Annotated in this window: 18 protein-coding genes; 17 read left to right on the top strand and 1 reads right to left on the bottom strand. The window is 40.1% G+C overall.

Annotated features, from left to right (window positions below):
- Positions 1-108 precede the first annotated feature (108 nt).
- The 14 genes from buk (at position 109) to V7127_RS14565 (ending at position 16234) form a co-directional block, all read left to right on the top strand.
- Positions 109-1215: a butyrate kinase gene (gene buk / locus V7127_RS14630; protein WP_335487102.1), complete on the top strand. Its 1107-nt coding sequence runs from the start codon at positions 109-111 to the stop codon at positions 1213-1215.
- Positions 1216-1283: 68 nt separating this feature from the next.
- Positions 1284-2705 carry a dihydrolipoyl dehydrogenase gene (gene lpdA / locus V7127_RS14625; protein ID WP_335344130.1) on the top strand — a complete coding sequence of 474 codons (1422 nt, stop codon included), beginning with the start codon at positions 1284-1286 and terminating at the stop codon, positions 2703-2705.
- Positions 2706-2780: 75 nt separating this feature from the next.
- Positions 2781-3773, top strand: coding sequence for a thiamine pyrophosphate-dependent dehydrogenase E1 component subunit alpha (locus tag V7127_RS14620; protein WP_335344131.1), 993 nt, complete (start codon positions 2781-2783; stop codon positions 3771-3773).
- Positions 3774-3788: 15 nt separating this feature from the next.
- Complete coding sequence (locus tag V7127_RS14615; RefSeq protein WP_335487099.1) at positions 3789-4772, top strand: alpha-ketoacid dehydrogenase subunit beta; 984 nt, start codon at positions 3789-3791, stop codon at positions 4770-4772.
- 89 nt (positions 4773-4861) lie between these two features.
- Entirely contained in the window at positions 4862-6184 is a 1323-nt protein-coding gene (locus tag V7127_RS14610; RefSeq protein WP_335487096.1) for a dihydrolipoamide acetyltransferase family protein, read from the top strand.
- A 139-nt stretch (positions 6185-6323) separates the two neighbouring features.
- The gene (locus V7127_RS14605; RefSeq protein WP_335487093.1) at positions 6324-8165 is read left to right on the top strand and encodes a methylmalonyl-CoA mutase subunit beta; all 1842 of its coding nucleotides are present in this window, start codon (positions 6324-6326) and stop codon (positions 8163-8165) included.
- On the top strand, positions 8158-10353 hold the full coding sequence (gene scpA / locus V7127_RS14600) for a methylmalonyl-CoA mutase (protein ID WP_335487090.1): 2196 nt from the start codon (positions 8158-8160) through the stop codon (positions 10351-10353). The genes V7127_RS14605 and scpA overlap by 8 nt, the downstream gene beginning before the upstream one ends.
- The gene (meaB, locus tag V7127_RS14595; protein WP_335487087.1) at positions 10346-11467 is read left to right on the top strand and encodes a methylmalonyl Co-A mutase-associated GTPase MeaB; all 1122 of its coding nucleotides are present in this window, start codon (positions 10346-10348) and stop codon (positions 11465-11467) included. Before scpA ends, meaB begins: the two co-directional genes overlap by 8 nt.
- Before the next feature lie 98 nt (positions 11468-11565).
- A complete protein-coding gene (locus V7127_RS14590) occupies positions 11566-12003 on the top strand; it encodes a BrxA/BrxB family bacilliredoxin (RefSeq protein ID WP_335487084.1) in 438 nt (145 codons plus the stop codon).
- Positions 12004-12297: 294 nt separating this feature from the next.
- On the top strand, positions 12298-13086 hold the full coding sequence (locus tag V7127_RS14585) for a transporter substrate-binding domain-containing protein (RefSeq protein ID WP_335487080.1): 789 nt from the start codon (positions 12298-12300) through the stop codon (positions 13084-13086).
- A gap of 96 nt (positions 13087-13182) precedes the next feature.
- Positions 13183-13842, top strand: a complete 660-nt coding sequence (locus V7127_RS14580; RefSeq protein WP_335347710.1) for an amino acid ABC transporter permease — start codon at positions 13183-13185, stop codon at positions 13840-13842.
- Positions 13835-14557: an amino acid ABC transporter ATP-binding protein gene (locus tag V7127_RS14575; protein WP_335355263.1), complete on the top strand. Its 723-nt coding sequence runs from the start codon at positions 13835-13837 to the stop codon at positions 14555-14557. The genes V7127_RS14580 and V7127_RS14575 overlap by 8 nt, the downstream gene beginning before the upstream one ends.
- A gap of 146 nt (positions 14558-14703) precedes the next feature.
- Complete coding sequence (locus tag V7127_RS14570; protein WP_335355262.1) at positions 14704-15687, top strand: aromatic acid exporter family protein; 984 nt, start codon at positions 14704-14706, stop codon at positions 15685-15687.
- A gap of 34 nt (positions 15688-15721) precedes the next feature.
- Positions 15722-16234 carry a L,D-transpeptidase gene (locus tag V7127_RS14565; protein WP_335355261.1) on the top strand — a complete coding sequence of 171 codons (513 nt, stop codon included), beginning with the start codon at positions 15722-15724 and terminating at the stop codon, positions 16232-16234.
- Positions 16235-16274: 40 nt separating this feature from the next.
- Here V7127_RS14565 and prli42 read toward each other — a convergent pair whose 3' ends face one another.
- A complete protein-coding gene (gene prli42, locus V7127_RS14560; protein WP_315665429.1) occupies positions 16275-16370 on the bottom strand; it encodes a stressosome-associated protein Prli42 in 96 nt (31 codons plus the stop codon).
- A 230-nt stretch (positions 16371-16600) separates the two neighbouring features.
- Between prli42 and mce the strand changes: the two genes are divergently transcribed.
- Genes mce through V7127_RS14545 form a run of 3 tightly spaced genes read left to right on the top strand, consistent with a single transcriptional unit; the run spans position 16601 to position 19743 of the window.
- Positions 16601-17005 carry a methylmalonyl-CoA epimerase gene (gene mce, locus V7127_RS14555; protein ID WP_335347713.1) on the top strand — a complete coding sequence of 135 codons (405 nt, stop codon included), beginning with the start codon at positions 16601-16603 and terminating at the stop codon, positions 17003-17005.
- 9 nt (positions 17006-17014) lie between these two features.
- Positions 17015-18565 (top strand): acyl-CoA carboxylase subunit beta, encoded by a 1551-nt coding sequence (locus tag V7127_RS14550; RefSeq protein ID WP_335487076.1) that lies wholly within the window; start codon positions 17015-17017, stop codon positions 18563-18565.
- A 59-nt stretch (positions 18566-18624) separates the two neighbouring features.
- Positions 18625-19743 carry a tripeptidase T gene (locus V7127_RS14545; RefSeq protein WP_335487073.1) on the top strand — a complete coding sequence of 373 codons (1119 nt, stop codon included), beginning with the start codon at positions 18625-18627 and terminating at the stop codon, positions 19741-19743.
- Positions 19744-19867: the final 124 nt, after the last annotated feature.

Raw genomic sequence — 19867 nt, 5'->3', positions numbered from 1 at the left:
TGCGTTAAAATATTTAATAATAGACTGAAGAATAGCGGATTATACTTTGCTCACCGGATTAAATTTTAGTTCGGTGAGCATAATCGCTTTTCACACGGAGGTTTCAAAGTGCAAGAACAAGAACATCGAATTCTCGTTATCAACCCTGGATCTACCTCTACGAAAATCGGAGTTTTCGATAATGACTTATCTATCTTGGAAAAAACAATACGCCATGATACAGATGAAATAAATGCTTTCGAAAATATTATTGACCAGTACGAATTCCGTAAAAATGTAATCCTCGAGACATTGGATAAAGAAGGATTTAATATTTCTAAGATTAGTGCAGTTTGCGGAAGAGGAGGCTTATTAAGACCAATTGAGGGTGGAACCTATTCTGTCAATGAGGCTATGCTAAAGGATTTGAGAGAAGGCTATGCAGGTCAGCATGCTTCTAATCTTGGAGGCATAATTGCTTATGAAATTGCTGCCTCATTAAATATTCCATCCTATATTGTTGACCCGGTTGTCGTTGATGAATTAGCTCCAATTGCGCGTATTTCCGGTTTTTCATTAATTGAAAGAAAAAGTATCTTTCATGCATTGAACCAAAAAGCCGTCGCGAGAAGAGCAGCGAAAGAAATCGGGAAAAAATATGAAGATCTAAATTTAATCGTTACTCATATGGGCGGAGGAATTACAGTCGGTGCTCATCAAAAAGGAAAAGTAATCGATGTCAACAATGGTTTACATGGGGAAGGACCATTTAGTCCTGAACGTGCAGGAACTGTTCCAGTTGGGGATTTAGTTTCTCTATGTTATTCCGGTTCCTATTATCGTGAAGAGATCATGAAAAAAATAGTCGGTCATGGTGGACTTGTTGGTTATTTAGGTACAAATGACGCGGTTAAAGTTGAACAAATGATTAAAAACGGGGATGAAAACGCAAAGCTCATATATTCCGCAATGGCCTATCAAGTAGCGAAAGAAATCGGTGCAGCCAGCACGGTGTTAAGCGGAAAGGTCGATGCCATTGTTATAACCGGCGGAATTGCGTTCGGAAATGATTTTGTGAAAGAAATAAGTGATCGAATTAATTGGATTGCAGATGTTATCGTCCATCCTGGAGAAAACGAGCTGCAGGCTTTAGCAGAAGGTGCGCTTCGTATACTTCGTGGAGAGGAAGCAGAAAAGGAATATCCAGGAATGCAAACAAGAGCTGCAGTTCATTAGAATAAGGTTGAATAGCAAATGCACATTTTGTTCTAAGTGCTAGCCCTATTCAAATAGGAGGAATAAACGTGGCAGAAGAATATGATTTAGTCATTTTAGGCGGGGGCACCGGCGGTTATGTTGCAGCGATCCGTGCTTCCCAATTAGGTTTAAAAACAGCTCTAGTTGAAAAAGGAAAACTTGGCGGAACATGCTTGCATAAAGGATGCATACCAAGTAAAGCACTGCTTAGAAGTGCAGAGGTGTACGCAACAACGAAGCGAAGTGAAGAGTTCGGTATTTCCGCAAGTAATATTGAAGTCAATTTTAGTAAAGTCCAAGAAAGAAAAAATAAAATTGTTGACCAGCTTCATAAAGGGGTTCAGCATTTGATGAAGCAAGGCAAAATTGACATTTATGAAGGAACTGGCCGTATTTTAGGTCCATCGATTTTTTCTCCTATGCCGGGAACCATTTCAGTTGAAATGAATAATGGGGACGAGAACGCCATGCTTATTCCTAAAAATGTAATTGTGGCAACAGGCTCCCGTCCAAGAACTTTACCAGGTCTTGAAATTGGCGGAAATGTCATGACTTCTGATGAAGCACTTATGATGGAAGAGATTCCAAGCTCAATCATCATTGTTGGAGGTGGAGTAATCGGAATCGAATGGGCATCCATGCTCTCTGATTTCGGGGCAGAAGTTACGGTTGTCGAATATGCGGACAGAATCATTCCTACAGAAGATAAAGAAGTATCAAGAGAAATGCAGAGATTAATGAAGAAAAAAGGTGTAAAAATCGTTACAGGTGCAAAAGTGCTTCCTGAAACTCTCAAACAAGCTGAAAGCAATGTTGCCATTTCAGCTGAAGTGAAAGGTGAGCAAAGGGAATTTACTGCTGAAAAGCTACTCGTTTCCGTTGGCCGCCAAGCAAATATTGAAGGAATTGGGCTTGAAAATACAGATATTCAAGTAGAGAAGGGCTTTATTGCAACGAATGAATTTTTCCAAACGAAAGAATCCCATATTTATGCAATTGGTGATGTGATTGGCGGACTTCAGCTTGCACATGTTGCTTCACATGAAGGAATTGTAGCCGTTGAGCATATAGCTAACGAAAATCCTCAACCGATAAATTACAGCCTTGTTTCTAAATGCATCTACAGCTCACCAGAAGCAGCAAGTGTCGGTTATACAGAAGAAGAAGCCAAAGAAATGGGCTTTAAGGTAAAAACAGGAAAGTTCTCCTTCCGGGCAATAGGGAAAGCATTAGTTTTTGGTGAAGCTGATGGGTTCGTAAAAATTATTGCAGATGAGGATACAAATGATATATTAGGTGTTCATATGATTGGGCCGCATGTAACGGATATGATCTCTGAAGCAGGTCTAGCTCGTGTCCTAGATGCTACCCCTTGGGAAGTAGCACATACGATCCACCCTCATCCAACATTATCAGAAGCAATCGGCGAGGCTGCTCTCGCAGTCGATGGAAAGGCCATTCACGGCTAAGCTGAATTATTATTTTTCATAAAGCAAACAAGGGCTTTTCAGCTCTTGATCCATACTTATTTAGGAGGTATTGAAATGGTTGAAAACCGTCATAAAGAGTTAGGTTTAAGTGATGAAACGGTATTAAATATGTATGAAACCATGCTTTTAGCCCGTCGCATTGATGAGCGGATGTGGCTATTAAACCGTGCTGGTAAAATTCCCTTCGTAATTTCATGCCAAGGTCAAGAAGCAGCACAGGTTGGAGCAGCTTTTGCACTTGATAAGGAAAAGGATTATGTTCTTCCATACTACCGGGATATGGGTGTTGTTCTTACATTCGGGATGACTCCAACAGATTTAATGCTTTCCGCTTTTGCAAAAGCGGAAGATCCAAACTCAGGCGGGCGACAAATGCCTGGACACTTTGGCCAAAAGAAAAATCGTATTGTTACGGGTTCTTCGCCTGTTACTACTCAAGTTCCTCATGCTGTAGGTGTCGCATTGGCAGGAAGAATGGAAGGAAAAGATTTAGTAACATTCGTGACATTTGGTGAAGGGTCCTCAAACCAGGGAGACTTCCATGAAGGTGCTAACTTTGCGGGAGTGCATAAGCTTCCAGTAATTTTCATGTGTGAAAATAATAAATATGCGATATCAGTTCCAATTGAAAAGCAATTAGCTTGCGAAAATGTATCTGATCGTGCGATTGGATATGGTATGCCTGGAGTTACGGTTGATGGCAATGATCCGCTTGCCGTATATAAAGCTGTTAAGGAAGCAGCTGACAGAGGAAGAAGAGGAGAAGGGCCAACCCTTGTCGAGACAGTTTCTTATCGTTTAACACCACACTCTTCTGATGATGATGACCGCAGCTATCGTTCACCTGATGAAGTGGCCAAAGCGAAGGAAAAGGATTCAATCATAACCTTTGGTGCTTATCTGAAGGAATTAGGAATTATGAATGATGCTAAAGAGAAAGAAATAAATGATCGTGTTATGGGTCAAGTTAATGAAGCGACTGATTATGCAGAAAATGCACCGTATGCAGAACCGGACCATGCACTGAAATATGTTTATGCTGAATAGTAGGGGGGAACTATAATGGCTGTAATTTCTTATATTGATGCTGTTACAATGGCAATCCGTGAAGAAATGGAGAGAGATCCGAAGGTTTTTATTTTAGGGGAAGACGTAGGCAAAAAAGGCGGCGTATTTAAAGCAACTCAAGGCTTATATGACCAATTTGGAGAGGATCGTGTCATTGATACACCGCTTGCCGAATCTGCTATTGCCGGAGTTGGAATTGGAGCGGCTATGTACGGAATGCGTCCGATAGCAGAAATGCAATTCGCTGACTTTATTATGCCCGCTGTCAACCAAATTATTTCTGAGGCGGCAAGAATTCGTTACCGCTCCAATAATGATTGGAGCTGTCCTATCGTTATTCGTGCACCTTATGGCGGAGGCGTTCATGGCGCTTTATATCATTCACAATCTGTTGAAGCCATATTTGCCAACCAGCCCGGCCTAAAAATAGTCATGCCTTCTACACCTTATGATGTGAAGGGATTATTAAAAGCAGCAATCCGTGATGAAGATCCCGTTCTTTTCTTTGAACATAAACGTGCATACCGTTTAATTAAAGGAGAAGTTCCAGATGATGATTATGTGCTGCCAATTGGGAAAGCTGACGTAAAGCGTGAAGGTGAAGATATTACTGTCATTACTTACGGATTATGTGTTCATTTCGCTCTTCAGGCAGCAGAAAGATTAGCAAAAGACGGCATCTCTGCGCACATTCTAGATTTAAGAACCGTCTATCCGCTCGATAAAGAAGCGATTATTGAAGCAGCTTCAAAAACAGGTAAAGTTTTATTATTAACAGAGGATAACAAAGAAGGAAGCATCATGAGTGAAGTTTCAGCTATTATCGCTGAAAATTGCCTCTTTGAGCTTGATGCACCGATTAAGCGTCTTGCTGGCCCTGATGTTCCTGCTATGCCATATGCTCCAACGATGGAAAAATTCTTCATGGTCAATCCAGATAAAGTTGAAAAAGCAATGAGAGAACTAGCTGAATTTTAATAGGAAAGCGCATGCGTCCAGTTTAGACGCAGATGCTAAAAATTATAGAATACAGCTAAAGTTCTGAAGCTAGAAGGAGGGCAAATTCATTGGCAATTGAACAAATTAAGATGCCTCAATTAGGTGAAAGTGTTACTGAAGGCACAATAAGTAAATGGTTAGTTTCTGTTGGAGATAAAGTAAATAAATATGACCCGCTTGCAGAAGTAATGACTGATAAAGTAAATGCAGAAGTTCCATCTTCTTTTACCGGAACAATTAAAGAATTAATTGCAGAAGAAGGTGTTGCCTATGCAGTAGGTGATGTGATTCTGACTATTGAAACAGAAGGCGGCGGTACTGCTGATGCTCCAGTTACCCCACAAGCTGAAGCTGCAGCACCTGCTGATAAGGCCGGCAACATTCCGGCTGCATCGGCTGTACCTGCTCCTTCGGCAGAAGAGGGGAACAAAGCTCGCTACTCACCTGCTGTATTAAAGCTCTCTCAAGAGCATGGCATTGATTTAAGCCTTGTAACAGGTACAGGTGCTGGCGGCCGGATTACTCGCAAAGACTTAACGAAGATTATTGAGTCAGGTAATATTCCACAAGCTAGTCAGCCTGCACAAACAGAAACTGCATCACCGCAACCAGTTGCTTCGCAAGCTGCGACACAAACTGCAGTAACTGAAAAACAAACTGCATCGGCTCCGAATGTCCCGGTTCTACCAGGGGATATAGAAATCCCTGTATCTGGTGTACGTAAGGCAATCGCAGCTAATATGCTTCGCAGCAAGCATGAAGCTCCACATGCATGGACAATGATTGAAGTCGATGTAACAAATTTAGTCGAATATCGTAATTCAATTAAGAATGAATTTAAGAAAAAAGAAGGCTTTAACCTGACATTCTTTGCTTTCTTTGTGAAAGCTGTTGCGCAAGCCTTGAAAGAATATCCACAAATTAATTCCATGTGGGCTGGCGACAAAATCATCCAAAAGAAAGATATTAATCTTTCTATCGCCGTTGCTACAGAAGATGCATTGTTTGTACCTGTTATTAAACATGCAGATGAGAAAACAATCAAAGGCATTGCACGTGAAATTAATGAGCTTGCAGCAAAGGTAAGGGCTGGAAAGCTGACTTCAGCAGAAATGTCTGGAGGAACGTTTACCGTTAACAATACAGGTTCATTTGGTTCTATTCAGTCTAATGGAATTATTAATTATCCACAGGCAGCTATTCTTCAGGTTGAATCCATTGTTAAACGCCCGGTTGTAATGAACAACGGAATGATCGCCGTTCGTGATATGGTTAACCTTTGTATGTCACTAGACCATCGTGTATTAGATGGACTTGTTTGCGGACGCTTTCTGCAGCGTGTGAAAGAAATTCTTGAAAATACATCAAAAGAAAATACATCCGTCTATTAATAAGCGGGAATGATTTCTAGGGGCTGCCAAGTAAGTTGGCGGCCCCTTTTTAAGACTAGTGGCAATTGCTTGTTTATTTTATGTGTAATAAAATATATATAAGCATACGGAGGGAGGGGAAGCTGTCGTTAAGACAGTGATGATGACAATAAAAAAGATGATGAATGAATCATTTGATACGTTTTCCCTTAGTGATTGGGAGCAAAAAGCCGAGGAAGCCTTAAAAGGGAAACCTGTAAATTCCTTAAACACAAAAACGTATGAAAATATTAAATTAAAGCCTCTCTATACAAAAGAGGATTTTGATAACGAAAAAGCCTCTCAACTTCCTGGTCAGCCTGACTACAGAAGGGGTTTCAATTCGCTTGGCTATCTTTCACAGGAATGGAAGGTTGCACAGAAAATAGTAGTGCAAGAGGGGGAAAGCCTTAGGGAAACCCTTCTTACATCGTTAGAAAAAGGCCAATCCGCCATTGCGATTAATGCCGATAAAGTTACCATTGAAGAATTTATGAGTTTAATAGAGGGCTTGTATTCTAAATTTCCTTTTTCAATTGAAATAAATGAAAAACAAATAGAATTTCTCGCAGAACTGTCGAAATTGTCTAATTGTGAAAAGATTTCAGGCTATATTGCTATGGATCCTTTAGCGGTAACGGCTTTAAATGGCACAGCAGTTAAAAAAGCTTCATACGACAAATTTGCTAATATAATCCAATCAACTAATAGCAGCATGCCAAATCTTCGGACTATCCTTGTTAATTCAAGTGTCTACAATCATGCAGGCGCCAATGCTATTCAAGAACTTGCTTTGGCATTATCAACAGGGGTTCACCATGTACAGGAGCTGCATAACCAAGGACTAAAGCTTGATACAATCTTCAGTAAAATGGTTTTTAAATTTTCCATTGGTGCAAACTTTTTCATGGAAATAGCAAAGCTTCGTGCTGCAAGACTTCTTTGGAATAAGGTAACGGAAGCATACGGGCTTAATTCTCAAGATCACAGCATGGTCATTACTGCCGAAACGGCTGCATTTACGAAAACCGTTTTTGACCCATATGTAAATATTCTAAGAGCAGGGAATGAAGCATTTGCAGCAGTCCTTGGGGGAATTCAATATCTTCATGTTAGTCCATTTAATGAACCAGAAGGAAGGTCAACACCTTTTTCTGAACGAATTGCACGCAATACTCAATTAATCTTAAAACATGAAGCTCATTTAGAAAAAGTGATCGATCCAGCTGGGGGCTCCTGGTATATTGAAAGTTTAACAGAAGAGCTTGCCGAAAAAGCTTGGGCATTATTTCAGGAAATAGAAGATCAAGATGGAATTGAGAAATGTTTGGCGTCTGGCTGGGTAAAAGCTCAAATTGCTGAAGTCCTGGCTAAAAGAAGCGAGGATATTTTCACAAGAAAGAAAAGTGTAATTGGAACGAATGTTTACGCAAACCTAAGTGACTCTCCGCTACAGTTAAATGAAAGCGCTAACGCTAATCAAGTGGGCATTCCTCAAGTCCGATTATCAGAGCCATTTGAACAACTGCGCAAACTGGCGGAAAGAATAGGGAAAGCAGGGAACAAGCCGGCAGCTGGATTAATTTGTTTAGGGGAGTTAAAGGCCCACAAAGCAAGAACGGATTTTATAATTGGTTTCCTTGCCCCGGGCGGGGTTCACGTATACGAAAGTTCGAATATGGTTGAGTCAGAAAAAGCTGTGCAATTCGTGATAAAGTCTAATCTAAAACACTATGTTATTTGCGGATCGGACAAACAGTATGACGAATCGGGAATTGAAATTATTAGCTTAATAAAAGAAAAGCGGCCCGATGTGAAGCTTTATCTTGCCGGACTTCCGGATGCAGATAAACAGGAGCAATATAGGCTAGCCGGGGTCGATCAATTTATTCACCTTCGCAGTAATTGTTTTGAAATCCTATCTACTCTGTTAAGCGAAATGGAGGTGGCAAGCAATGAATAAAAAGCCAGATTTTAAAAGCATTCCTCTTTTTGACGGGCAGAAGCCATCTAAGGAAGAGTGGATTAAGAAAGCAGAAGCAGAAATTAATGCTTCGATTGATGATCTTCTTTTTGAAACGAATGAACAGATAGCTATAAAACCTCTATATATAGAGGATGATCTTAAAGGCTTGCAGCATATGGATGGTGCACCTGGTTTGCCTCCATATACCCGTGGGCCTTATCCGACCATGTATGTAAACCGTCCATGGACAGTCCGTCAATATGCTGGATTTTCAACAGCTGAGGAAAGTAATGCTTTTTACCGAAGAAACCTGGCAATGGGGCAAAAGGGGCTATCAGTTGCTTTCGACCTTGCTACACATCGAGGCTATGATTCTGATCATCCGAGAGTTGTTGGAGATGTTGGAAAAGCTGGAGTAGCGATAGATTCTATCCTAGATATGAAAACGCTTTTCGAAGGAATCCCTTTAGATCAAATGTCTGTATCCATGACAATGAATGGTGCAGTTCTTCCGATCATGGCTTTCTATATTGTAACGGCAGAAGAGCAAGGTGTCAGCCAGGACAAATTATCAGGCACAATTCAAAATGATATATTAAAAGAATATATGGTAAGAAATACGTATATTTATCCCCCGGAAATGTCAATGAAAATTATTGCTGATATTTTCCAATATACTTCTAAATATATGCCAAAGTTTAATAGCATCAGTATTTCCGGCTATCATATGCAGGAGGCGGGAGCACCGGCAGATATTGAGCTAGCCTATACACTTGCTGATGGCCTGGAGTATGTTAGAACGGGATTAAAGGCTGGAATAGATGTCGATTCTTTTGCTCCAAGACTATCGTTTTTCTGGGCAATCGGCATGAATTACTTTATGGAAGTCGCCAAAATGCGTGCAGCCCGGTTTATTTGGGCAAAGATGATGAAAACCTTTGAGCCGAAAAATGCAAAATCGATGGCGCTTAGAACTCACTCTCAGACTTCGGGCTGGAGTTTAACCGAGCAGGATCCATTTAATAATGTAACGAGAACATTAATTGAAGCACATGCTGCGGCAATGGGGCACACACAGTCACTTCATACAAATGCTTTAGATGAAGCCATTGCATTACCAACCGATTTTTCCGCACGGATTGCAAGAAATACACAGCTTTATCTGCAGGAGGAAACGGGGATAACAAATGTAATTGATCCATGGGCAGGTTCCTATTATGTTGAAGCCCTAACAGATGAACTAATCAAACGGGCTTGGGAGCATATTGAAGAAATTGAAAATCTTGGCGGAATGGCAAAGGCTATTGAAACAGGACTGCCAAAAATGAAAATTGAAGAGGCGGCTGCACGCAGGCAAGCACAGATTGACTCTGGGAAAGAAACGATTATCGGTGTAAATAAATACCGGCTTGAACAAGAAGAGCCCATTGAGATTTTGGATATTGACAATACCGCAGTCCGCTTAAAGCAAATCGAAAAACTAGAAAATTTAAAGTCTGCTCGTGATGAGGAGAAGGTCATTCTGGCACTTGAAGCGATAACGCAGGCTGCTGAAACAGGGAATGGCAATTTGCTGGTGCTAGCTGTTCAAGCGGCAAGAGCTCGGGCAACACTTGGTGAAATTTCCTATGCGATCGAAAAGGTGGCTAACCGTCATAAAGCGATCATTCGATCAATTAGCGGTGTTTATAGTTCTGCATTTTCTAATGAAGAAGAAATTGCAGAAGTGAAGACGATGACGGATGACTTCCTGGAAAATGAAGGAAGAAGACCGCGAATTCTCATAGCCAAAATGGGACAGGACGGACATGATCGTGGAGCAAAAGTCATTGCAACAGCATTTGCGGATTTAGGCTTTGATGTAGATATTGGCCCATTATTCCAGACACCTGATGAAACAGCAAAACAGGCAGTTGAAAATGATGTTCATGTTATCGGCATTAGTTCATTGGCTGCAGGCCATAAAACACTACTTCCTCAGTTGATTGATGAGCTTAAAAAGCTTGGCAGGGAAGATATTCTAGTCGTCATTGGCGGGGTTATTCCAGCTCAAGACTATCAATACTTATATGAACAAGGTGCAGCAGCTATATTTGGACCCGGTACAGTTATTCCTGTGGCAGCGCAAAAAGTCATTCGTGAGATTTATAGCCGGCTAGGGTACGAGGAAGTAGCAAATGGATAAGGAGAAAAAACCTGAATGGTTTGATGGCGCAAACCCTGACAGCTTTACAAGTGTAGTAAAGAAGGGGGTAGAATTGCCGCAGGAGGGCTATGGATTTACAAAGAATACTAGATTTAAAAAGAAGAATAAGCTTGAACTTAATAATGATGAATTAGCCGCTGGCATTCTTGAAGGAAGCCGCTCCATACTTGCACGTGCCATAACTTTAATTGAAAGTAATGCGGAGCACCATTTTCGTAAAGCTCAGGAGCTTTTGCAGCAGCTCCTCCCGTATTCGGGGAGAGCTCTTCGAATTGGGATAACCGGTGTTCCAGGGGCAGGAAAGAGTACCTTTATTGAAGCTTTCGGATCTTATTTATGTGATTTAGGCTTGAAGGTGGCGGTTCTTGCCATCGATCCGAGCTCAAAAATCAGCGGAGGAAGCATTCTTGGTGATAAAACGAGAATGGAGCACCTCTCTCGGAATCCAAGAGCCTATATTCGCCCTTCCCCATCTGCCGGCAAGCTCGGGGGTGTTCACAGAAAAACGAGAGAAACGATGCTGATTTGTGAGGCGGCTGGCTTTGATGTCATCCTTATTGAAACAGTTGGTGTTGGACAAAGCGAAGTGATTGTCAGAGATATGGTCGACTTTTTTATGCTTTTGACATTAACTGGGGCAGGGGATGAGCTTCAGGGGATGAAAAAAGGAATTATGGAACTGGCAGATGCGGTTGTCGTTAATAAAGCGGATGGACAAAATAAAAAGCTCGCATTAAAAACAAAATCCGAATATAGCCGAATCCTCCATTTTCTGCAGCCCGCAACAAAAGGCTGGGAAACAAAAGCTTTTACTTGTTCGGCCAAGTACAATGAAGGAATGGAGGAAATCTGGGATTCAATTAAAACCTTTGAACAGCATACGAAAGTATCAGGTGTTTTTGCTGAACGAAGAAGAGTGCAGACAAAGGAATGGATTTATTCTATGATCATAGATCAGCTGCAATTCAGCTTTTTCTATCATCAGGATGTCAAGCAGCTGCTGCCAAAGATGGAAAACGAAGTCATTGCTGGGAATCGTACTGTCACTTCGGCAGTGGGAGAATTATTTGAGGCATACATGAAAAATTTGTAAATGGAAGCTGTCCATCATGCAGTTGCATTGAAAAGTATGTTTAATTATTGGTATGATGTAAGTATGGCATACTTTTGAAATAAGGAGGAACAATTTATATGAATATGGATTTTAATTTATTTATGACGGATGTCGTTAATCAAGCACGTAAAGAAATCGTGGCTGCTGGCTATGAAGAGCTAAAAACACCAGACGAGGTGGGAGAAGCTCTGAAAAAATCAGGAACTACTCTAGTAATGGTTAATTCTGTTTGCGGCTGTGCCGGTGGAATTGCACGACCAGCAGCAGCACACTCCGTTCACTATGATAAGCGCCCTGATCATTTAGTTTCTGTATTTGCCGGACAGGATAAAGAGGCCACTGCGGCTGCACGAGAGTATTTTACAGGATATCCGCCATCATCACCCTCTTTCGCATTACTAAAAGATGGAAAACTGGTTACAATGATTGAACGTCATGAAATCGAAGGACACGAACCAATGGCTGTCGTTCAAAAACTGCAAAATGCTTTTGAACAATATTGTGAAGACCTGTAAAAGTCCCTTTTTAGGGGCTTTTTCTTTTGTTTGTTCATATTATTAAAATCCAATATTTTTTATATTTATGCAACGAAATATTAATAGGCTGCTATTTATTTTTAAAAGAATATTTGTCAGAATAGTGAAATAGTATAGATCAAAAAAATATATTGCATAATTATTAACATGTGTTAAAATACATTTAGTTGAATAAATATTAATTTTTAAAAGAGTACTTGAAAATTAATAGACAATCAACGATAATATATTTCAATAATAATAATTTTCAGAAACATATAGGAGGAAATGAATATGAAAAAAATAGTTTCTTATTTTTTTGTTAGTATTCTATTAATGGGCTTACTTGCTGCATGTGGAACAAGTGAAGAGCCTTCAGCAAATGGATCAGAGAAAAAGGAATCTGACAAGAAGACATTAATCATGGGGACATCAGGAGATTATGCTCCGTTTGAATACATCGATACAGCTAAAGGCGATGACATTATTGGAGTCGATATTGATATTGCAAAAGCTGTAACAGAAAAATTAGGTTATGAATTTGAAGTTCGTGATATGGATTTTGGCGGTTTAATTCAAGCTCTGCAATCTGGTCAAGTTGATTTCGTTATGGCAGCGATGTCTGCAACAGAAGAAAGAAAGAAAAGTGTAGATTTTAGTGAAATATACTATACATCAAAGCATATGATAGTTTCTAAAAAAGATAGTGGAATTACGAAGGTAGAGGATCTTAAAGGCAAAAAGATTGGTGCTCAATTAGGATCCATTCAAGAAGAGAAAGCTAAAGAGTTAGCTGAAACAGTGGAAATGTCTGTGGAAAACCGCAACCGTATTCCTGAATTGATTCAAGAAATTAAAGCTGGCCGTTTAGATGCAGCAATTATTGAAGATACAGTTGCTAAAGGTTACTTAGATAATAACGCTGACATCGAAGGGTTTACTGTTGAAGATGCAGATGGCGGATATGCAATTGCATTGCCTAAAAACAGCGAGCTAACAGCAGAATTTAACAATGTATTAAAAGAAATGATTGATAATGGCGAAGTAGATGCGATTATTAAAAAATGGTTTGAAGAGAAATAATATGGCTTAAGTGGCGATAAACGTTCAGAAGTAATCGGGCTTCTGAACGTTTTTGCCCTTTTGGTTTAGCTGATTGAGAGAGGACTGAGCATTCGGATGAATTTTGATTTTTCTTCCATTCTCCCTTCCCTTCCATATATTTTAAAGGGAATAACCGTAACACTCCAAATAGTAGGTTTAGCTGCATTATTAGGGTTTGTTCTAGGAATTATATTATCACTTTTTAAGATTAGCTCCATTAAACCGCTGTTATGGTTTGCAGATCTATATACTTCTATTTTCCGTGGTACGCCTTTAGTGCTGCAATTAATGATTATTTACTTTGGATCACCGCAAATTTTTGGTTATCAAATTGAACCATATTTTGCCGCTGTTCTAGCATTTGGGATGAATTCTGCTGCCTATATTTCCGAAATTATTCGGGCAGGGATTCTTGCTGTTGATAAAGGACAAAGCGAGGCAGCGAAAGCACTTGGAGTCCCATACAGCAAGATGATGCTGAATATCATTTTACCGCAGGCTTTAAAGAACATTTTGCCAGCACTTATGAATGAATTTATTACTCTAACAAAGGAATCTGCTATTGTAACAACGATTGGCGTAATGGATATTATGCGCAGGGCTTATCAGGTCGGTGCCGACAAGTTCCGCTTTATTGAACCATTGCTATTAGCTGGTCTCATTTACTATTTAATGGTTATTACTTTAACATTCCTTGGAAAAGCAGTCGAAAGGAGGATGAGACGCAGTGATTAAGGTTGAAAATTTATATAAACAGTTCGGTAAGCTTGAAGTGCTGAAGGGAATTTCAACGACCATAAAGGATGGGGAAGTTGTGGCCATTATTGGCCCATCAGGCTCTGGAAAATCAACTTTTCTTCGCTGTATTAATTTTCTGGAGAAGCCAACTGCTGGTCAGATTTGGATCGGTGATCAAGATATTACAAATAAGAAAACAAATATTATGAAGGTCCGTCAAAATGTAGGGATGGTCTTTCAGCATTTTCATCTATTTCCTCATAAAACGGTGCTGCAAAACTTAACATATGCGCCTATGACGGTTAAAGGCCTTTCAAAGCAGGAAGCAGAAAAGATTGGTCTTGAGTTATTAGCCAAGGTGGGGCTTTCTGAAAAGGCTTCTGAATACCCAAATCGCTTATCTGGGGGACAGAAGCAGCGGGTAGCGATAGCTAGAGCACTAGCCATGCAGCCAGATGTCATGCTATTTGATGAACCAACCTCAGCACTTGACCCTGAAATGGTCAAAGAGGTGTTGGATGTTATGAAGTCGTTAGCACATACTGGAATGACTATGGCGATTGTTACTCATGAAATGGGATTTGCTAAAGAGGTTGCTGATCGAGTTCTATTTCTTGATGGAGGGGTGCTAGTGGAGGATGCCCCGCCAAATGAATTCTTTGCTAATCCTAAATCCGCACGTGCTCAGGATTTCTTGCAAAAAGTTCTGTAAATCATGTAGGAAAATATGTTAATAAGGAAATTACGAATAAAAAAGAAGATGATTTCTATTTGATCATCTTCTTTTTTTTGGACATAATTTGTTATGAAGCTTATAATTATTCGCATATAAAGGATTTGACTAGGAGCTAACAAACTATGAAGTTTCGTATCGGCTATCGAACGATTAAAACAGCGATTGGTACAACTGCTGCCATCATCTTAGCACAAATATTTGGTTTTACTAATTTCGCTGCAGCTGGAATTATTACCATTCTTTGTATAAAACCTACAAAAAAGATGTCACTAAGGGCATCATTAGACCGTTTTTTTGCCTGTCTTATCGCCATGCTTTTATCAGGATTGATTTTTGAAGGAATTGCTTATCACCCATTAATGATTGGTCTTTTGCTGCTATTTTTTATTCCAATTACTGTCATGCTTAAGATTAGTGATGGAATTGTGACAAGCAGTGTGATTATTTTACATATTTATGCCGCAGGGCAGGTAACGACAGAAATCATTCTTAATGAAATTGGGATTATTACCATAGGGATAGGTGTTGCGCTGATTGCAAATCTTTTTATGCCAAGCTTGGATCAGAAGCTAGGTGAATATCAAGTGCAGATTGAAGAAAATTTTAAACGGATATTCGAAGAAATTGTGATCTATCTGCGTGTAAATGAGAGTGACTGGGACGGGCTCGAAATCACGGAGACTGCGAGGCTGATTGAGGAAGCTGAGGCCCTTTCCTACAGGGATGTAGAAAATCATCTACTTCGCAATGAAAATATTTTTTATCATTACTTTAAAATGCGGGAAAAACAGTTCGAAATTATTGAACGGGTTTTGCCAATTGCTACCTCCATTTCGCATACTGTTGAACAAGGAGAAATGGTTGCTGATTTTATTGAGGAGTTATCAAAAAATATTCACCCGGGAAATACTGCCCAAATATTTTTAGACAAGCTTTATGAAATGAATGAATCATTTAAGATCATGGAGTTGCCAAAAACGAGGATCGAATTCGAAGCTAGAGCGGCTCTTTTTCAATTTACGCGAGAAATGGAAGAGTATTTATTGATCAAAAGTACAACGAAGGAGCTGCCAATTGGAAGAAAGATGCATGTTAATAATGATTAAAGTGAAAACTATCCTTTAAAAGGTTGGTGATCACATGTTTAAGCTTATTTCTTCCATGCTAATAGCACTGGCATTTTCGCCCATTTGGCCGTTAGGAGAAAATCCATTGCCTGGTGACCCTTTTATTATTGTCAATAAAAAAACGAATGAAATAGCTTTTATTCATGACAATAAAGTTCAAACAGTGATCGCTGCGGCAACAGGCAAGACAGAAGATTTAACACCTGAAGGTTTTTTTACGATTACGGTAAAGGCGAAAGATCCTTATTATCGGAAAAATGATATTAAGGGCGGTGATCCTGATAATCCTCTAGGATCAAGGTGGATAGGATTTGATGCAGCGGAAACCGATGGGAGGATTTATGGAATCCATGGCACAAATAATCCAGCATCCATTGGAAAATATGTTTCTCAAGGCTGTATCCGCCTGCAAAATGAAGCAGTCGAATCATTATATGATTTGGTTCCAGTTGGTACGAAAATATTAATTGTTTCCTCTCCGAATCATTTTGAAGATATTGGGCGTTCCTATGGGGCGATCCAATAAAAAAGCAGTGGATTTCTAATCCACTGCTTTTTAAAATCTACTAGAAAAACATCGAGGCTCCAACAAACAATGAAGATGCCAGCATTGCAAAAATCATTAAATAAACGATGATCTTACGTGCTTTTTTATTAGACAAAAGAATTCCCCCTTTAATCTATTTTCTCCTACTTACATTTTACTAGGAAAAATCAAAATGAACAACCGCTCGATTTAGAAAGGATTTTTCGACATATTTAGAGAATACATAATATGACTGTTTTATTGCAACTTCTTAGCTTGATAAAAGGAATCCTATTCATGATTGATGTTTCACTTTAGTATAGAAAAGATTATAATTTTAGAAGGATAGCAATTGGAGGGGAACATATGATTAAAAAGGTTGATCATATCGGAATTGCAGTTCGCTCACTTGAGAAGGCATTGCCTTTTTATACGGACATTCTAAAGCTTCCTCTGCTTGGCGTTGAAGAGGTGGAAAGTGAAATGCTTAAAGTTGCTTTCCTTAAAGCCGGAGATACGAAGCTCGAGCTATTGGAGCCTACTAATCCTGAAAGCGCTGTCGCAAAATTTATCGAGCATCGTGGAGAAGGTCTTCATCATGTTGCATTAGGTGTGGAATCCATCCAGGATCGGATTAATGAAATGAAAGAAAAGGGAATTTCCATGCTGAATGACGCCCCAAAAATGGGTGCAGGTGGAGCACAGATTGCATTTATGCATCCAAAATCTACAGGAAAAGTGCTTTATGAATTTTGCGAAAGGAAAGGATGAATAAGGACCATGGCAGACATCTATGAAAAGATTAACGAATTATATGACCGCCGAAGAGAAATTGAACTTGGCGGGGGGGATGAAAGAATTGCAAAGCAGCATGAGAAGGGGAAGCTAACGGCAAGAGAGCGAATTGATTTACTAGTGGATCCAGGGACTTTCGTTGAGCTAAATCCGTTTATTGAACATCGCTGTACTGATTTTGGACTGGATGGACAGAAGGGGCCAGGAGATGGGGTTGTAACTGGGTATGGAAAAGTTAATGGCAGACCGATTTTTCTATTTTCTCAGGATTTCACGGTTTTCGGAGGAGCACTTGGTGAGATGCATGCGAAGAAAATTGCCAATGTGATGGATTTAGCTGCAAAAAATGGGGCGCCATTTGTTGGTTTGAATGATTCTGGCGGTGCGAGAATTCAAGAGGGTGTTGTGTCATTAGATGGATATGGCCATATCTTTTACCGAAATTCGATTTATTCAGGTGTGATTCCGCAAATCTCCGTCATCATGGGACCGTGTGCAGGTGGAGCAGTCTATTCGCCTGCGATCACTGACTTTGTTTTTATGGTTGAAAATACGAGCCAAATGTTTATTACAGGACCTAAAGTAATTGAAACAGTTACTGGAGAGAAAATATCTGCTGAGGATTTAGGCGGAGCAAACGTACATAATACGATTAGCGGCAATGCGCATTTTAAAGCCAAAACAGAGGCGGAAGTCATCGATCGGGTTCGCCATTTATTAAGCTATTTGCCGCAAAATAATGAGGAAAAGCCACCTATGCTGCATGTAGACAATGAAGACGATTATCGTCCGGATTTAACAGATGTCATCCCGTTCGATGCAGTACGTCCTTATGATGTACGGAAGGTTATAGAGCAGGTGGTTGATAAGACTTCCTTTATGGAGATTCATCAAGACTTTGCAAAGAACATTGTCGTTGGCTTAGCGAGAATTAAGGGTGAAGTCGTTGGTCTTGTCTGCAATCAGCCGAAATTTATGGCGGGCGGTCTTGATATCGATTCTTCTGATAAGGCAGCGAGATTTATTCGTTTCTGTGATTCCTTTAATATTCCGATTATCACTTTTGAGGATGTAACGGGATTTTTCCCTGGTGTTAAACAAGAGCATGGGGGAATTATCCGCCATGGTGCTAAAATTTTATACGCTTATTCTGAAGCAACTGTTCCAAAGCTAACCGTCATATTGCGAAAGGCGTTTGGCGGGGCATATGTGGCTTTGAATAGTAAAGCGATTGGTGCTGATCTTGTTTTTGCTTGGCCGAATGCAGAGGTTGCAGTGATGGGGCCTCAAGGGGCGGCAAATATTATTTTCGCCCGGGAAATTCAAAACAGTGAAGATCCGGAGACAACTAGAGCGCAAAAAATTGAAGAATACCGTGAAAAATTTGCTAATCCATATGTTGCGGCAAGCAGAGGAATGGTCGATGATGTCATTGACCCTCGTGAAACAAGAATCAAACTCATTCAAGCTCTCGAAATGCTGCGAAATAAGCAAGAATCCAGACCGAAGAAGAAACACGGGAACATTCCGCTTTAAAATTGGAATTGTACAATTTATAATAGACAGGTACTTAACGTAAATTGGAGGAAAAAAGAATGATTAATCAGGAACGTTTACTTAACGAATTTTTAGAGCTAGTCCAAATAGATTCAGAAACAAAATTTGAAGCAGAAATTGCTAAGGTATTAAAACAAAAATTTTCTGATTTAGGTATAGAGGTTTTTGAAGATGATACTACAGCACAGACAGGTCACGGGGCAGGCAATTTGATTTGCACGCTTCAAGGAACAAAAGAGGGAGTAGACACGATCTATTTCACCTCTCATATGGATACAGTTGTTCCGGCTAAAGGGGTTAAACCATCCATTAAGGACGGCTATGTTGTTTCAGATGGTACAACCATACTTGGAGCAGATGATAAAACAGGACTTGCTGTCATGCTCGAAATCATTAAAGTTCTTAAAGAACAAAGCATCCCACATGGCACCATCCAATTTATCATTACAGCTGGGGAAGAATCTGGCCTAGTTGGTGCAAAGGCCCTTGATCCATCACTTATGACAGCAAAGTATGGCTACGCGCTTGACAGCGATGGCAAGGTTGGAAACATTATTGTTGCTGCACCAACACAAGCAAAGGTGATGGCGACCATTCATGGTAAAACAGCTCACGCTGGCGTTGCTCCTGAAAAAGGGGTTTCAGCTATCACAATTGCTGCAAAAGCGATTTCAAGAATGCCTTTAGGCCGTATTGACGAGGAAACGACTGCCAATATTGGCCGTTTTGAAGGTGGAACTCAAACCAATATCGTATGCGACCGCGTGGATATTTTAGCCGAGGCCCGCTCTTTAGTAAATGAAAAAATGGAAGTGCAGGTCCGTAAAATGAAGGAAGCATTCGAAAGTGCTGCTGAAGAAATGGGTGGAAAAGCAGACGTTGAAATTAAAGTAATGTACCCGGGCTTTAAATTTGGAGAAGGCGATCATGTTGTCGAAGTTGCCAGGAAGGCTGCGGCAAAAATCGGCCGAAGCTGTGAGTTATTGAAAAGCGGTGGAGGCAGCGATGCTAATGTCATTGCTGGTTTTGGTATCCCAACAGTCAACCTTGCTGTCGGATATGAAGAAATTCACACGACTAATGAGCGTATGCCAATCGAGGAATTGAATAAACTGGCGGAAATGGTGATTGCCATCATTGAGGAAGTTGCGGCTTAATTTAGCTGTGATTTAAGGCATGAAATTAATAAAAAAGCAGTGAAATTTCGTTTTGAAATTCACTGCTTTTCTTATTGTTGATAAATCCTTCAATCTGACTGACAAATTGTGAGTTTGTAAACAG

The sequence above is a fragment of the Bacillus sp. JJ1773 genome (genome assembly GCF_036962035.1).
GTDB lineage: Bacteria > Bacillota > Bacilli > Bacillales > Cytobacillaceae > Cytobacillus.
This window is presented reverse-complemented; position numbering and strand designations above follow the sequence as displayed.

Coding starts and splice junctions, on each gene's coding strand:
- V7127_RS14570 (WP_335355262.1), top strand. CDS start 14,704: ATGAAGTTTCGTATCGGCTATCGAACGATTAAAACAGCGATTGGTACA.
- V7127_RS14550 (WP_335487076.1), top strand. CDS start 17,015: ATGGCAGACATCTATGAAAAGATTAACGAATTATATGACCGCCGAAGA.
- scpA (WP_335487090.1), top strand. CDS start 8,158: ATGAATAAAAAGCCAGATTTTAAAAGCATTCCTCTTTTTGACGGGCAG.
- V7127_RS14620 (WP_335344131.1), top strand. CDS start 2,781: ATGGTTGAAAACCGTCATAAAGAGTTAGGTTTAAGTGATGAAACGGTA.
- V7127_RS14545 (WP_335487073.1), top strand. CDS start 18,625: ATGATTAATCAGGAACGTTTACTTAACGAATTTTTAGAGCTAGTCCAA.
- V7127_RS14605 (WP_335487093.1), top strand. CDS start 6,324: ATGATGACAATAAAAAAGATGATGAATGAATCATTTGATACGTTTTCC.
- meaB (WP_335487087.1), top strand. CDS start 10,346: ATGGATAAGGAGAAAAAACCTGAATGGTTTGATGGCGCAAACCCTGAC.
- V7127_RS14565 (WP_335355261.1), top strand. CDS start 15,722: ATGTTTAAGCTTATTTCTTCCATGCTAATAGCACTGGCATTTTCGCCC.
- mce (WP_335347713.1), top strand. CDS start 16,601: ATGATTAAAAAGGTTGATCATATCGGAATTGCAGTTCGCTCACTTGAG.
- V7127_RS14615 (WP_335487099.1), top strand. CDS start 3,789: ATGGCTGTAATTTCTTATATTGATGCTGTTACAATGGCAATCCGTGAA.
- V7127_RS14585 (WP_335487080.1), top strand. CDS start 12,298: ATGAAAAAAATAGTTTCTTATTTTTTTGTTAGTATTCTATTAATGGGC.
- V7127_RS14590 (WP_335487084.1), top strand. CDS start 11,566: ATGAATATGGATTTTAATTTATTTATGACGGATGTCGTTAATCAAGCA.
- V7127_RS14580 (WP_335347710.1), top strand. CDS start 13,183: ATGAATTTTGATTTTTCTTCCATTCTCCCTTCCCTTCCATATATTTTA.